Source organism: Rhizobium sp. Nf11,1 (genome assembly GCF_050587665.1).
Classification (GTDB): Bacteria; Pseudomonadota; Alphaproteobacteria; order Rhizobiales; family Rhizobiaceae; genus Rhizobium.
In genome coordinates this window covers 198,952-213,166 of the sequence record NZ_JBOBHU010000011.1, presented here as the reverse complement: position 1 = coordinate 213,166, position 14,215 = coordinate 198,952, and the positions used below count along the sequence as shown (strand labels likewise).

13 protein-coding genes and 1 pseudogene are annotated in these 14,215 nt (G+C 61.8%); 11 read left to right on the top strand and 3 right to left on the bottom strand.

Going from position 1 to position 14,215, the window contains the following annotated elements; translation table 11 throughout:
- Positions 1–104 precede the first annotated feature (104 nt).
- Positions 105–1,448, bottom strand: a complete 1,344-nt coding sequence (locus ACQ7C1_RS18305) for an adenylate/guanylate cyclase domain-containing protein (protein WP_221114836.1) — start codon at positions 1,446–1,448, stop codon at positions 105–107.
- 635 nt (positions 1,449–2,083) lie between these two features.
- Here ACQ7C1_RS18305 and ACQ7C1_RS18300 point away from each other — a divergent pair.
- Positions 2,084–3,421, top strand: a complete 1,338-nt coding sequence (locus tag ACQ7C1_RS18300) for a nucleotide sugar dehydrogenase (protein ID WP_430959311.1) — start codon at positions 2,084–2,086, stop codon at positions 3,419–3,421.
- Here ACQ7C1_RS18300 and ACQ7C1_RS18295 read toward each other — a convergent pair.
- Positions 3,411–4,586, bottom strand: coding sequence for a DUF3095 domain-containing protein (locus ACQ7C1_RS18295; RefSeq protein WP_097598942.1), 1,176 nt, complete (start codon positions 4,584–4,586; stop codon positions 3,411–3,413). The genes ACQ7C1_RS18300 and ACQ7C1_RS18295 overlap by 11 nt on opposite strands.
- 124 nt (positions 4,587–4,710) lie before the next feature.
- Here ACQ7C1_RS18295 and ACQ7C1_RS18290 point away from each other — a divergent pair, with 124 nt between their 5' ends.
- Positions 4,711–5,190 carry a class I SAM-dependent methyltransferase gene (locus ACQ7C1_RS18290; RefSeq protein WP_430959310.1) on the top strand — a complete coding sequence of 160 codons (480 nt, stop codon included), beginning with the start codon at positions 4,711–4,713 and terminating at the stop codon, positions 5,188–5,190.
- Between the two features lie 40 nt (positions 5,191–5,230).
- Positions 5,231–5,731 (top strand): GFA family protein, encoded by a 501-nt coding sequence (locus tag ACQ7C1_RS18285; protein ID WP_183704481.1) that lies wholly within the window; start codon positions 5,231–5,233, stop codon positions 5,729–5,731.
- A gap of 17 nt (positions 5,732–5,748) precedes the next feature.
- Here ACQ7C1_RS18285 and ACQ7C1_RS18280 read toward each other — a convergent pair whose 3' ends face one another.
- A complete protein-coding gene (locus ACQ7C1_RS18280; RefSeq protein ID WP_430959309.1) occupies positions 5,749–6,204 on the bottom strand; it encodes an Rrf2 family transcriptional regulator in 456 nt (151 codons plus the stop codon).
- Positions 6,205–6,335: 131 nt separating this feature from the next.
- On the opposite strand from ACQ7C1_RS18280, the gene ACQ7C1_RS18275 reads away from it, so the two are divergent.
- The 8 genes and pseudogenes from ACQ7C1_RS18275 (at position 6,336) to ACQ7C1_RS18240 (ending at position 14,183) form a co-directional block, all read left to right on the top strand.
- Entirely contained in the window at positions 6,336–7,241 is a 906-nt protein-coding gene (locus ACQ7C1_RS18275) for an NAD(P)/FAD-dependent oxidoreductase (RefSeq protein WP_430959308.1), read from the top strand.
- Positions 7,242–7,484: 243 nt separating this feature from the next.
- The gene (locus ACQ7C1_RS18270) at positions 7,485–7,916 is read left to right on the top strand and encodes a DUF805 domain-containing protein (protein ID WP_430959331.1); all 432 of its coding nucleotides are present in this window, start codon (positions 7,485–7,487) and stop codon (positions 7,914–7,916) included.
- A 3-nt stretch (positions 7,917–7,919) separates the two neighbouring features.
- The gene (locus ACQ7C1_RS18265) at positions 7,920–8,687 is read left to right on the top strand and encodes a hypothetical protein (RefSeq protein WP_430959307.1); all 768 of its coding nucleotides are present in this window, start codon (positions 7,920–7,922) and stop codon (positions 8,685–8,687) included.
- Positions 8,680–9,952, top strand: a pseudogene (locus tag ACQ7C1_RS18260) (hypothetical protein). The gene ACQ7C1_RS18265 and the pseudogene ACQ7C1_RS18260 overlap by 8 nt, the downstream one beginning before the upstream one ends.
- Complete coding sequence (locus ACQ7C1_RS18255; protein WP_430959306.1) at positions 9,939–10,895, top strand: AAA family ATPase; 957 nt, start codon at positions 9,939–9,941, stop codon at positions 10,893–10,895. Before ACQ7C1_RS18260 ends, ACQ7C1_RS18255 begins: the two are co-directional and overlap by 14 nt.
- Positions 10,895–12,214 carry a DUF58 domain-containing protein gene (locus ACQ7C1_RS18250; protein ID WP_430959305.1) on the top strand — a complete coding sequence of 440 codons (1,320 nt, stop codon included), beginning with the start codon at positions 10,895–10,897 and terminating at the stop codon, positions 12,212–12,214. The genes ACQ7C1_RS18255 and ACQ7C1_RS18250 overlap by 1 nt, the downstream gene beginning before the upstream one ends.
- A complete protein-coding gene (locus ACQ7C1_RS18245) occupies positions 12,214–13,287 on the top strand; it encodes a stage II sporulation protein M (protein WP_430959330.1) in 1,074 nt (357 codons plus the stop codon). Before ACQ7C1_RS18250 ends, ACQ7C1_RS18245 begins: the two co-directional genes overlap by 1 nt.
- On the top strand, positions 13,284–14,183 hold the full coding sequence (locus ACQ7C1_RS18240) for an RDD family protein (RefSeq protein ID WP_430959304.1): 900 nt from the start codon (positions 13,284–13,286) through the stop codon (positions 14,181–14,183). The genes ACQ7C1_RS18245 and ACQ7C1_RS18240 overlap by 4 nt, the downstream gene beginning before the upstream one ends.
- Positions 14,184–14,215 lie beyond the last annotated feature (32 nt).

The following is a 14,215-nucleotide window of genomic DNA, read 5'->3' as shown; positions in this document are numbered from 1 at the left end:
ACCGCAAACGGGGTGTCTAGCTGATGACAATCAAGGGGAAATTGCCGCGTTTCTCCATCTCTGCCCGGAAAAACCGGCAGTTCTAGCGGCCGCAACCTGGCGTTTTATTGGATGAACTTCTCCATACTTGTGCGCTTGACCTGTTTCTTGGCGTCGCGGTGCAGGAGAATGACCTGTTCGGCTTCGGAAAGTCCGTTCTGCACGGCCTCTCGGAAATGTTCGTCGACATGAATCTCCGGGGCCGGGGCACGTGGCTGCAGCACCGTCACCTTCTGGCGGATGCCGCGCAGTTTCTCCTCGCCGAGCGTCGTCCATTCGCCGCCGCAATAGCCGGCGAAGGCCTGACTGGCGACGACTTCGCGGCCGTATTTCTTGGTCAGGATCTGCAGACGCTGCACCTCGTTGACCGCCGATCCGAAGGCGGAGAAGGTCAACCGGTCCTTGAGGCCGACATTGCCGAACATGACGTTGCCGACATGCAGGCCGATGCCGTAGCCGATCCTGGCCAGACCCTTCTCCTCGCGGTCGCGGTTGAGCTCGGCCACCCGCGCCTGCGCCTGGTAAACGGCGGAAAGTGCTGCCTCGCAGGCGATTTTCGACGGGTCTTTGTGACGCCCGCAGGGATAGACGGCCAGAAAGCCGTCGCCGAGGAAGCTCAGGATCTCCCCGCCATTGCGGTTGAAGGGGGCGGCGATCGCGTCGAAGAACTGGTTCAGCGTATCGATATAGGCCTGGCGGCCCTCCTTTTCGGCATACATGGTGGATTCGCGCATGTCGCCCATGACGAGGGCCGCACGGATCGTTTCACCGTCGCCGCGGCGGATCTGGCCGTTCAATACCCGCTTTCCGGCGTCGCCGCCGAGATAGGTGGTCAGCATGTTGTTGGCGAGCTTGCCGAGCACCGCCATCTTGGCGGCGACCGCCAGATGGTTCTGCATCCGGAGCAGCGCGTCGATCATGTCGTCGGTAAAACCGTCGTGATGGTCGGTCGACCAGGAGCCCATCATGCCCTGCACCGAATCGTCGCCGAAGGGCTGCACGAAGGCAAGGTAATCGGTCATCCGGTCCTTGCGCAGATCCTCGAAGATCGGGAATTCGGCCGGGCCTTCCTGCATCAACCGCCGCCGAATATGCTGCAGGTTGTTGTCGAGCAGGTAATAATAGGGGCTCTGCAGGAAGCGGTCCGGCTTCTGTCCGGCCGGCATGCGGAAGCCCTCGATGGTGACGCCGCTGGCGCGCCGCCAGGTGAAGCTCAGCGCATCATAGAGCGGATGCAGCATCGAAAAGGTCAGGTGCACGCGCGCGATCGGCAGGCCCGCGGCGGCAAGTCGTTCGCAGAAGCCGCGCACGATGTTTTCGAGGTCGTCGCCGGCCAGCGAGGAATGCGTCAGCCATTCGGCGACCCGGTCCAACAGGATGGAGGACACGCTGGATTCGATCGTGCTCATTCTCGGTATGATCCTCATAAGGCACGCCATCCCCAAGAGCCAAAAATCCCCCGGCCGACGCATCTTCATGCGCAGGTCACAAGGAAATCAGGATGTACGAGCGGTAATAATTGTCAACGATCTGCCGAAAGCCCGGCAGCAGCGCCCCCCGGATGGGGGTTCGGACGGGAGGTCCTTTCTCGGTGGTTCAATATCCAACTCAGATAGGGATGCTGCATATGCGAAACAATGGGACCCGGACTCTTTTGTGCGTCGAAGTTGCAGCAAAGGCTGCCGCCGGGGCATTTCGGCCACACCCTACGGGGTCTAGCCATCGAAGTCATGTGACATCCGCTTGGGAGATCGGCGAGGCCCGCCCCTCATCCGCCTGCCGGCACCGACCGGGGTCGAGCCACGGGTCTCGACCCGTCCTTCGGACCCCCGCACGCGGGGAGAAGGGGATATGCCGCGGCCCCTCCGTCCCTCACCAACTTCTCGCAGGGCGCGTCCCCTCGCCCCGCGAGCGGGGAGAGGGTTAGAGGGGCAGCTTTTGCCACCAACCGGACGGCATTATCGCCGGGAAGAACCTCCGGGTTTAATTCCCCGCCATCATGCATTAGATCAGCTTCCCGTGTTACGTTTTGAAAGATCCCGTCTTGGCAACCTCCACCTTCGACACGCTTCAGCAGAAGATCGAAACCCGCGCGGCGCGTGCCGGCATTATCGGGCTCGGTTATGTCGGCCTGCCGCTGGCGATTGCGGTAGCGCGTAGCGGTTTTGCGGTCACCGGCTTCGACATCGATCCCTCAAAGATGGTGGCGCTCGATGCCCGCCGCTCCTACATCGACGCCGTCAGCAACGAGGCGCTCGCAGCCGAGATCGAGGCGGGGCGGTTCGAGGCGACCACGGATTTCGCAGGCCTTGGCGAATGCGATGTCATCATCATCTGCGTGCCGACGCCGCTGACCAAACATCGCGACCCCGATCTTTCCTTTGTCGAGGCGACCTCGCGCTCGATCGCTGAGCACCTGCGTCCCGGCCAGCTCGTCGCGCTGGAATCGACCACCTATCCCGGCACGACGGACGATATCGTCAAGGTCATTCTCGAAGGCACCGGGCTGAAATCCGGCGCGGACTTCTTCGTCGGCTTCTCGCCGGAGCGCGAGGACCCCGGCAATCAGCATTATCACACCGCGACCATCCCGAAGGTCGTCGCTGGCGACGGGCCCGAGGCGTTGGCTCTGATGAAGGCCTTTTACGGCGCTGCGGTTTCGACCGTCGTCCCGGTTTCCTCGAATGCGACGGCCGAAGCGGTCAAGCTCACCGAAAACATCTTCCGTTCGGTCAACATCGCCCTCGTCAACGAGTTGAAGACCGTCTATGCGGCCATGGGCATCGACGTCTGGGAAGTGATCGAGGCGGCCAAGACCAAGCCCTTCGGCTATATGCCCTTCTATCCCGGCCCCGGCCTCGGCGGCCATTGCATCCCAATCGATCCCTTCTACCTCACCTGGAAATCGCGCGAATACGAGTTGCCGACCCGCTTCATCGAGCTTGCCGGCGAGATCAATTCGGCGATGCCGCGCTATGTCGTCGGCAAACTGGCCGAAGCGCTCGACATGCGCGCCGGCAAGGCGCTGAGCCGCAGCCGTGTGCTGGTGCTGGGCCTCGCCTATAAGAAGAACGTCGCCGATATCAGAGAGAGCCCATCGCTGCGGCTGATTGAAATCATCGAGGAGCGCGGCGGCCGCGCCGACTACCACGATCCCTTCGTCGCCGAAATCCCGCCGACGCGCGAATACCAGGCCCTGAAAGGCCGCAGATCGGTCGCGCTGACGCCGGAGACCTTGAGCGGATACGATGCCGTGCTGGTCGCAACCGACCATGACAGGATCGATTATGCGGCGCTCGCCAAAACTGCTGCGCTGATCGTCGATACCCGCAATGTCTTCGACCGGCTCGGCCTCTCGGCCGATCACGTCATCAAGGCGTGACGGAAACGGCCGAAAGCGATTTGCCGGTCATCCGGCTGGCGGCCACCGCATAGCCCCCTGACGCCCCGTCGATGAAATGCATGTGGTCGCGCGAGATCGGCGTCGGCACGAAGCAGGTCATCAAAGCCGAGGACTGGCGATGCAGGCCGTAGCGGGCGATGCCCTTGGCCCGCGCGTCTTCCAGCAGCGTCTCGATCCGTTTCAAGCGGCCGGCGTCGACGTCGACAGTCATCTTCAGCCCGTCATCGAACTTGCGGAAATCGGAATTGCCGGCGACGTCGCGCTTGTAGCGGCGGGCATCAAAGCGTCCGAGTGGAAGGCCGAGCCTGTAGCACGCGAGGATGATGGCGAGCTGCAGGAAAATGATCAGCTTCTGCCACAGCCGTCTTCCCGCGGGCGCGGTGGCCTTGGCCTCGCGATTGATGCCCTTCAGCGAGAAGGCGAATTTCGGGCCGTCGGCCGGCACCGGATGGCTGCCGCGGTTCTGCTCAGCGGTGATGGCGACGATGCCGTTGACGAGATCGCGGAATTCTTCGCCCGGCCGGCCTTCGCCGGGCACGGCGATGATCGAGACGATCTCGCCATTCTCCGCCGCAATCGGGCTCCAGCGGCAGGACAGGCCGGTGAGATCCGGCCGCGTGCCCGGCGCGGCGCGCTCGACGCCGTAACGGCCGAGCTTCATCTGTCGTTCCGCCCAGCTTGTGCCGCCGCCCCAGAACATCGCATAGGTGACATGCGGGCTTGCGGAATAGCGCGCGACGCGCACGTCGAGGCCCTCCGCGCGGGTATCGGCGACCGGCACGATAGCGATGCGCAGCATCAGGCCGAGATCCTCCTCGACCCAGACCTGCACGGCGGCGAGTGCATCCCGCGCCGCCTTCTCCAGCGAACCCGGCAGCGCGATCAGCGCGCCATCGCCGCCGAAGACGAAGGGATAGTCGCCCTTGCCGACTGCATTCAGCACCGCCGAAATGACGCTGGCGCCGGCCATGTTGACGTCCTTGTAGCGACCGCCGGCAATCGCCTGCGTCGAACCGACGATATCGGCAAGCGCCAGCACCCATCCCTCCGGCAGCGGCCGGTAATTGCCGGCATCGGTCACGCCCTCGAAGGCGCTGAAGCGCGGCACGCTCGCAAAGAATTCTTCGTCGGTCCCGGTTGTCATGTCATTGACCATAGCACAGACCCATATCGCTGCTGCAACGCCAATTCCCATCTATGGCAATCGACTTGACAAGGTTTCATGTGTTAGCACGCGCTCACGATTTTCATCACGGATTCGGATTGCGATGAGCCGCCTCGACAGCTTCATTCGCCGGTTGACGGCCCAACGCGACATTCTGAACGCAATCACCGATCTGGTCGAGGACATCGAAGGCTCGGTGCTGGAGTTCGGCCTCGGCAACGGCCGCACCTATGATCACCTGCGCGAAAAATTCCCCGACCGCCGCATCATCGCCTTCGACTGGGAAGTCCGCTCCTATTCCGCCTCGACCCCAGAGCCGCAAGATATGGTGACCGGCAACATCCGCGATTCCGGTCAGGCCTTCCTCGGCATCGGCGCAGCCCTCGCCCACGCCGATATCGGCACCGGCCATGACGAGATCGATGCGGTGACGCTGACCTGGCTGCCACAGCTGATAGCCGGCGTGCTCGCCCCGAACGGCATCGCCGTCAGCGGCCTGCCGCTGGAGCATCCGGAGCTCACGGAGCTGCCGCTGCCGGAGGGAATCAAGGAAGGGCGGTATTTTCTGTATCGGCGCATGTGAGGGGAGAGGAAGCCCCACCCGTCTTTGAAGGAGGAGAAAAATGGAACGCATCGAGATGGAAGTCAGCGGCGGCTGTCAGTGCGGCGCCGTGCGCTACCACGCAACCGCCATGTTCGACAATTCGCATCTCTGCCATTGCCGCATGTGCCAGAAGGCTTCCGGCAACATCTTTGCTGCGCTCGTCGCCGCGCCCGATGATGCGCTCACCTGGACACGTGGCAAGCCGAGCGTCTGGAAGAGCTCGGAGCTAGTCGAGCGCGGCTTCTGCGCCAATTGCGGCACGCCATTGTTCTTCCATCACCTGGAAAACGGTCGGACCAACCTGATGATCGGTTCGCTCGACCATCCGAACGCCTTCCCGCCGCATGCCAATACCTGCACCGAAAACATGGTGGCATGGTTCGACACGATCACGGACATAGAAAATACCGGCGCGACCGAAACCAACGGCGCTGACTGGGCTGCGGCGATCAGGGAAAGCAACAACCAGCACCCCGATCGCGATACCGCCTCGTGGACGGTGAGGGGGCGTGACGGCTGAGCCCTAGGAGCTTCCGCTCACGAGGCACAGGAATAAGCCGCGGCCGAGCGCGCCTTCAGTTTTGTCTCGAAGTCAGCCGCGATTTCCTCCAGCGTCACGCTGCCCAGCCGCCTCAGAAGCAGCGCTTCTGCCTCCTTCATCGCATCGGCCAGCGCACTATTCACCGCCTGCTCGACCAGACATTTGGGCTGATCATCGGCGGGGCCGATGGCGAAGAGGTGGGGGTCGCCAAGCGCGTTGTAGACGTCGAGCAGGGTGATCTCGGACAAGGGCCGCACCAGTGTCCAGCCGCCGCCATGGCCTTTTTCCGAACGCAGATAGCCCTGGTCGCGAAGGCCGGCCATGGTGCGGCGCACGACGACGGGATTGGTGTTGAGCATCTTTGCAATCACCTCGGAGGTTGCCGCATGTTCATGCCGATCCATGTGGATCAGCACGTGCAGCATGCGGGAAAGGCGGCTGTCGTTGCGCATGGTTCTATCCTGTCGATCGAGCGCGGCATTATCGCAAGCAATTTGTAACAAGACAAGTGACATGAGCCTTGACGGCGATGTTTCATGTAACTTATGTTGATTCATGACAGACAATATCCAGGAGTGATCGCATGTCCTACGAAGTCATCGTCATCGGCGGCAATTTTGCCGGCCTGTCGGCAGCCATGCAGCTCACCCGGGCGCGCCGGCGGGTTCTGCTCGTCGACGCAGGCGCGCCGCGAAATCGGTTTTCGCAGGCCTCGCACGGTTTTCTCGGCCAGGACGGGCAGGCGCCGGCGGCGATCATGGGCGAGGGGAAGAGGCAGCTTTCGCTTTATCCGAACATCACCCTGCGCGACGGCAAAGTTGTCCACGCCGAGAAGGAGGGTGAGGAATTCGTCGTCACCGTCGAAGGCGCCGGCGAAGAACGCGCTGCCCGCCTGATTCTTGCAACCGGTGTGAGCGACACTTTGCCTGACATCCCCGGTCTCAGCGAGCGCTGGGGACGCTCGGCGCTGCACTGCCCCTATTGTCACGGTTATGAGGTGAGCGGCGGCGAACTCGGCGTCCTCGCAAACCATCCGCATTCGGCGCATTCAGCCATGATGATCCCCGACTGGGGTGCGACGACCTTCTTCACCCAGGCTCTGTTAGAGCCCGATGAAGAACAGCTGGCGCGGCTGACGGCCCGTGGGGTACGCATCGAACGCAGCCCGATCGTGGAACTGTTGGGCGATAGTCCGAAACTCGAGGCGGTGCGTCTCGCCGATGGCCGTACCGTTCCGCTCGACGCCATCTTCGTCGCGCCGAAAACGGCGATGGCGAGCCCCATCGCCGAACAGCTCGGCTGCGCCTTCGACGACGGTGCCTTCGGACCGGTCATCCGCATCGGCGAAAACAAGGAGACCAGCGTCAAAGGCGTCTTCGCCGCCGGCGATGCCGCGAGCTCCATGCACAGCGGCACGCTCGCCTCCGCCTCCGGCGTGCTCGCCGGCGTGCATTGCCATCAGTCGCTGGTGATGCAGCCGCCTGCTTAGGGCAGAAACGGCACGATATTTCGGTTTCTCAAGCAGATCAGGGACTTTCAAGTCCACCTCGTAGTCTTCGCGTGGAAATCTCAACGCGTTAATCATCGCTATTCAAAATAGTGAGCTGATGGAGCCGACTTATTGCAATTTCTGCGTTTGAATTGTAGCTGTTTCATCCAACGACCATCAAGCAAGACGATGGCGAGACCGCGGATCGCGGGCTTGGGGCAAACAGAATTGGGGGCAATTCAAATGGGGTTTACTGAAGCTGTTCGGACAGTCCTGACGCAGAAATACGCAACCCTTTCGGGTAGTGCCTCCCGCTTGGAATATTGGTGGTTCCAGCTGTTCTATTTCCTGCTGGGGATCGCACTTTTGCTTGCGAACGGTTTGATCAACGGGAACATCTTTTCACAACAATCAAATACGTTCTCGGTGATTGGTGGATTGCTCTCAATCGCAGTGTTCGTGCCGCAGGTATGCCTTCAGGTTCGCCGCTTCCATGACCGCAATATTTCCGGCTGGTGGTATCTCGGATTGCTCCTTTCCTGCATCATCCCGTTTGTCGGTGTTATTTCGCTTCCTGCGATTTTTATCATCAATCTGCTTCGGGGCACCGAGGGTCCGAACAAGTTCGGGGCGGATCCGCTGCGTCCGGAAATAAGAGCAGAGGTCTTTGCCTAGAGCATGACCACCCGCAACGCCGGCCTGCTGGCGGCCCTGTTCCTCGCCGCCTCGGCTTCATTTCCGCCCGTCTGGGCGCAGGACAGCGGCAGCCAGCCCGCCGATAGTCATCAGCCTATCAGCGCAGTCGGGACGGAATATGCCTCACAGTGCTCGCAGAACGGACTGCGCTGTACGCTCGTCTATGGCGATGCGTCCGATCAGGCCAAAGCGGCATCGGGTGCGACATCGTCTCAAGACAAGCCGCCGTTGCAACGCGCGCCGCCATCTTTCCAGCGGGGACCTGTCATCAGCGGCGGCCCTCTGGCCATTGCCGTCGTCCTCGTCGGCTTGGCAGCGGCAATCGGCCTGTGGATGCGTTTCGGAAACGGCGGCGTGCTGCTGTCGTCTGCTCCGCGGGACATCAAGCAACGTCAGGAAGCGCCGCAAAACTGGCGCACCGGCGCCGACGAGGTTGAGGAAAAGCCAAGCGATTTCCTGCAGCGGATTGCGGCGATGGCGGATCGAAGGCAGGCGCTTGTCCTGCTGCTCAGGCATTGTCTGCTGCACGCCGCCGACATCACGGACACACGGCTTTCCCGCGCCGATACGGAACGTGCCGTCTTCGCCCGCTTGCCGAAAACCATGCCCGGCCGCGACCGGCTTGCAAGCTTCCTGACGGCGGTGGAACTCGTTCATTACGGGGGCCGTACCGTTGCGGAGAACCATTTCGGCGTCCTTCTTGCGACCGGGCGCGATCTGCTTGCAGCAGGCAGAGTGGCCCATGCGTAAATTCGCCCCCGTATTAATCCTGGGGCTGGTGCTTGCGCTGGCTGCACTGGCAGTCTTTGCGGTGTCGCGGGGCAGCGATTACGACCGTTCGCCTCTTGGCAACAAGGGGCTGGAATTGTGGCTGCAGACCAAGGGTATCCCGGTCGTCCGTTCCGATCCTCATGTTGTCCAGGCGCGTTCCAAAATCTCGCTGCGCATCGTTCCCCTCTCGATACGCCAGGGCGAGGCTGTCACACCTCGATCAGACGATGAAACGGACCGTCTGGACCCGGAAAACCCCGTTGTGGCGGCAGACCAACATGCCCTGCCGACGCTGATCGTCTTGCCGAAATGGCGCGGCAGCGTGTCGACCGATGGTCTTGCCAGCGTAGCGGGACTGGTCGATCTCGCCGATATCCGCGGCGAACTCGACAGGATCGGTTATTCAGATTTGGGTCTCAATCGCAGCGGGAAGGGATTTGAAGAGGCACACCCGCGCTTGAAGCAAGACCAGCCAATCAGCATCGCCTTGTATCGCGCACAAATTCGATCTGGCCCGCCTGCCGTCCTCCTGCAGGGAGCTTGCGGGCACGCTGACCGGTGCGCTGCTCATCCATTGCGAGAAATATCATCAAGCCTATCTGCTGTCGGATCCCGACCTATTGAACAACCATGGACTGGCGCTTGCCGGTAACGCCACCTTTGCCGTCGCATTGGTCCAGTTTCTCCGCGGCGCCGGCGAGACGCGGCCGGTCTACCTCGATACATCGGGCGAACCTCTCGATAGCGAGGCAACGGTCGACGAGGGGCAATCCTATGAGCGCTCCACCGCCGATCTGAAGCGCTTTTTCGCCTATCCCCTGTCGGCCATCTGGGGAACTGTGCTGGTTGTGGCGGCGATCTGCTTCTGGCGGGGCGCCTATCGCTTCGGGCCGCCCTTGCGTGAAGCCTCCGAAAATATCGAATTGTCGAAGACCGCCGCGATCGAAGCCACGGCGCGGCTCCTGCGGCTTTCCGGCAATGACGGCCGGATGACGGGACAGTTCGTGCTGCATCTGCTCGCCGATAAGGCGCAATTGCTCTTCGGCTCCGGCGCCGGCAATCAGGCAGGCATCGCACGGTTGTTCCAACGCCTGGCGCGTCAAGACAAGGCAGCCGCACAGGCCCTGCACGCCGCTGCCGAGGCGCTGATCGAACGCGGACATGTCATGACGCGCTCGGATCTGCATCGCAATCTCGAGACATTCAGAAAATTGCTAGGGAGCTTTGAGTTTGGATCTAGGTGAGTTTCGCGATCTTATCGCAACGGTTCGTGGTGAAATCGGCAAGGTGGTGCAAGGACAGGACGCCATTATCGATCTCGTCCTGATTTCGATTTTTGCCGGCGGGCACTGCCTTGTCGAAGGGCCTCCCGGCACGGCCAAAACCCTGCTGGCCCGCTCGGTTTCCGCTGCCATGGCGCTGGATTATCGCCGTATCCAGTTCACGCCCGACCTGATGCCGGGCGATGTGCTCGGCGTCAACCTCTTCAATTTTCAGACCAATCAATTCCACCTGACCAAGGGCCCCGTCTTTACCGACATCCTTCTGGCCGACGAGATCAATCGCGCTCCGCCGAAGACGCAATCCGCACTGCTGCAGGCGATGAACGAGCGGATGGTGACGATCGACGGGACCGATTATCTGCTGGGATCGGATTTCTTCGTGCTTGCCACGCAGAATCCGATCGAGCAGCAAGGCACCTATCCCTTGCCCGAAGCACAGCTTGACCGTTTCCTGTTCAAGCTTGTCGTCGATTTCCCTGGCCGCGACACCGAGATCGCCATCCTCTCCAAGCACGCCAAGCAGGCGCTGAAATCGGATTTGCGCAATGCCGGCATCCGTCCGCTTGTCACCAGCGCAACGCTTGCCGAGGGGCGGGCGCTGATCGACGCCATCCATCTGGATGAGACGATCCTGACCTATGTCGTCGACCTGGTGCGTGCCACGCGCTCCGATCCCGATATTCTCTACGGCGCATCCACGCGCGCTGCCGACGCCCTGGCCTCGGCGGTCAGAGTGCGGGCGGCCTTCGAGGGCCGGGATTACGGCTTGCCCGACGATATCCAGGCGTTGCTGGTGCCCGCGCTTCGCCATCGCATCGTTCTTTCGCCTTCGGCTGAAATCGATGGCCGCACCCCCGACGAGGTGCTGCGCAGCATCATGAACCGCGTGGATGCGCCTCGTTAATGCGGCCATCCCGTTACCTGATCGCGCTCGTTCTGATTTTGGCCGCGGTGACGGTCTTCATCAGCGTATGGTGGCGCGATATGGGTTACCCGCTGCTGATGCTGTGGGTCGCGCTTGCGGCATTGACGGCGGGCGATCTGGCGATGTCGGCCTCATCAGGCCGGATGAGCGTGGAATTCGATCTGCCGCCGCAAGGTTTTGTCGGTCACATCGCCCAATTTGCGGTGGCGATCCGGCCGCAGAAGGACGCGGTGCCCGAGAATGTCGAGATCCGGATCGATTGTGCTCCCCAGCTTGCCGTCGGCGAAGGCAGATTGGCGCGTGCTGCGTCCGTCGCCGGAGAAAGCCATTTCAGGGCCGCGGTAAATCTTCGTCTGACGCGACGGGGACGGTATGCGATCCATGTGCTATGGCTGAAATGGCCGTCGCGGCTGAGGCTGCTCGACATTATCGCGCAGATGCCGGTGGAAAAGGAGATCGCCGTCCTGCCTGACATATCGCCGGTCCTGTCGGGAGCGATAAGGACGCAGATCCTGCCGCTGGAAGCCGGCCAGAAGGATCTGCGGCTGCGCGGCGAAGGATCGGAATTCCATCAGCTGCGCGAGTTTGCCAGCGGCATGGACCCCCGCAGCATTGACTGGAAGCGGTCCGCCCGGATGCGCAATCTCGTCGTGCGCGAGATGCGGGCCGAACGAAACCATCAGATCATCTTGTGCATCGATTCCGGACGGTTGATGGCCGAACAGCTCGGCGGATTCACCAAGCTCGATCGCGCCATCAATGCCGCCTTGGCGATGTGCTGGGGGGCCGGGCTTGCCGGCGATCTCGTGGGCTTCTACAGCTTTGATAGCCGCCCGCGCCTGTTCGTGCCTGCCTTGCCCGGAAGAGCGGCCTTTCCGCGGCTTCAGACGATGTGCGCCGAGCTGCACTACGAAACCCAGGAGAGCAACCATACGCTCGGACTGACGCATTTGTCGGGACGGCTGAAGCGGCGTTCGTTGATTGTGATATTTTCCGATTTCGTCGACAGCATCACGGCGGAGCTGATGATCGAAAACATCCAGGTCCTCGCCCGGCATCATTTCATCGTCTATGTCGCCTTGCGCGATCCGATGCTGGCAAAGCTGACGGAACCGGAGGAAATCAGCTTGGACGCGGTCGCCCGCTCAGTGGCAGCGCGCCAGATCCTCCAGGAGAGGCGCACTGTCATGGAAAAGCTGGCTCGTCTCGGCGTACTCTGCCTCGACAGCACGCCGGAGGCGCTGACCTCGGATCTCATTGCGCGCTACATCGAAATCAAATCCCGCGAGATGATATGATGGATCTTGGTATCGACGGCAGGACAGAGACGGGCGCGTCGGTAACCGTCGGCGCCATCCAGACCGACTTGCTGCGCTCGGCGCGCTTTCGCATGGAGCGAGAGGCGCACTGGCGTCAGCTGGACGACCTCGTGACGCGGGCGGAGAAGGGCGGCGCAGCCGCACTCGGCTACGACGATGTCCGCAACCTCGCTGCCGGATACAGGCAGGCGATGAACTCGCTCAGCGTGGCGCGTGACATTTCCCTCGATCGCGCCCTCATCGCCTATCTGGAGAGCCTCTGCGCCCGGGCCTATCTGGTCGTCTATGCGCCCCAGGAAAGTCTCGGCGGGCTGATCACCCGCTTGTTGGTCGAGGGCATTCCTCAGGCCGTGCGCCGATCGGCATTGCCCCTGTTCATCGGCTTCCTGGCTCTCATTCTCGGGGCCGCCGCCGGATACAGGCTCTTTACCCACGACCCGAGCTGGTTCTACACCTTCGTGCCGCCCGACATGGCCGATCAGCGCACTCCGGCAGCATCGATCGATTATCTCCGCTCGACGCTTTACGGCGATGAACGGCATGCGAGCGACAGGCTCGCGGCATTTTCCGCATTTCTATTTTCCCACAACACCACCATCGTCGTCTTCATCTTTGCGCTCGGCGTTTTCATGTCGGTGCCGAGCTTCATCCTGACCTTTTACAATGGCCTCATGCTGGGCGCGTTTTTTGCGATGTTTTCCCGCAAGGGGCTTGGTTACGACATTTTCGCCTGGCTTTCGATTCACGGCGTGACCGAGCTTGCAGCAATCGCTATTGCCTGTGCGGGCGGGGCAAGGCTCGGCCTTGCCGTTCTCGTTCCGGGTATGCGAACGCGCCGGGAAGCCTTGCGCCACCAAGCGCATGATGCCGTCAAACTCGCGATCCTTGCGGCTCTGATGCTTGTCGTGGCAGCCTTCATCGAAGGGGTTCTTCGCCAGACGATCCAGGATCCGATATGGCGCCTCACCATCGGCTGGGGGATGGGCGTCTTCTGGGTGAGCTGGCTGCTGTTCAGCGGCCGCGAAAGCGAAACGCGGGGGGCCAGGCGATGAATCGGTCAGTGGTCAACGGCAGACGCGCGGAACAGTTCATTCCACCGGAAGGCGTGCCGATCAATTTCGCGATCGCCTCGCTCGGCACTCGCTTCGGCGCGCAGTTCCTCGACATCCTCTTTACGGCTCTCATCATCTTCATTTGCACGGTCGTTATCATCTTCACGGGGTTTCTGCCGGCGAGCGCCGATCTGATGCTCGCCGCCTTGCTCGGCTTTTTCTTGCGGACCCCTTATTACATTCTGTCCGAGCTCATCTGGAACGGCCGGACGCTTGGGAAAAGAATTACCGGCATCCGCGTCGTCAACATGGACGGGCGGCGGCTCACTCCGCACCAGGTGACCGCACGCAACCTCATGAAGGAGGTCGAGATCTTCGGCCCGATGGGCCTTCTGGCGGGCATGGAAACCCAAGGGGCTTGGGAGAACGTTTTGGCAGGCCTCTGGCTTCTGGTGGTGGTGGTCGTTCCGCTGGCAAACCGACGCCGGCAACGGCTCGGCGATATCGTTGCCGGCACGCTGGTCGTCGACACGCCGCGCTCCGTGCTGCTCGTGGATCTGGCTTTGTCCGCATCCGCCGCCGCTTCGTCGCAGCCAGCCTTCGATTTCCAGCCGGAACATCTCGATGTCTACGGCAAATACGAGCTGCAGACGCTGGAGGATGTGCTTCGCGACTCGATGAAGGCATCAAACCATAAAGAACTCGCACAGATCGTGCGAACCATTACCCGACGGATCCGATATGGGGACACCGTGAAGCCCGGCCAGGAACTGCTTTTCCTCAATGACTTCTACCGCGCCCAGCGCGAGCATCTGGAGAGCCTAAAGCTTTTCGGAACGCTGCGGGAGAACAAGTATCATGAGCATACGCTGACGGAGGCGAAGAGGCTTGTTTAAGGGGCTGAATGCGCAGGGCAGGCCGGAATCTT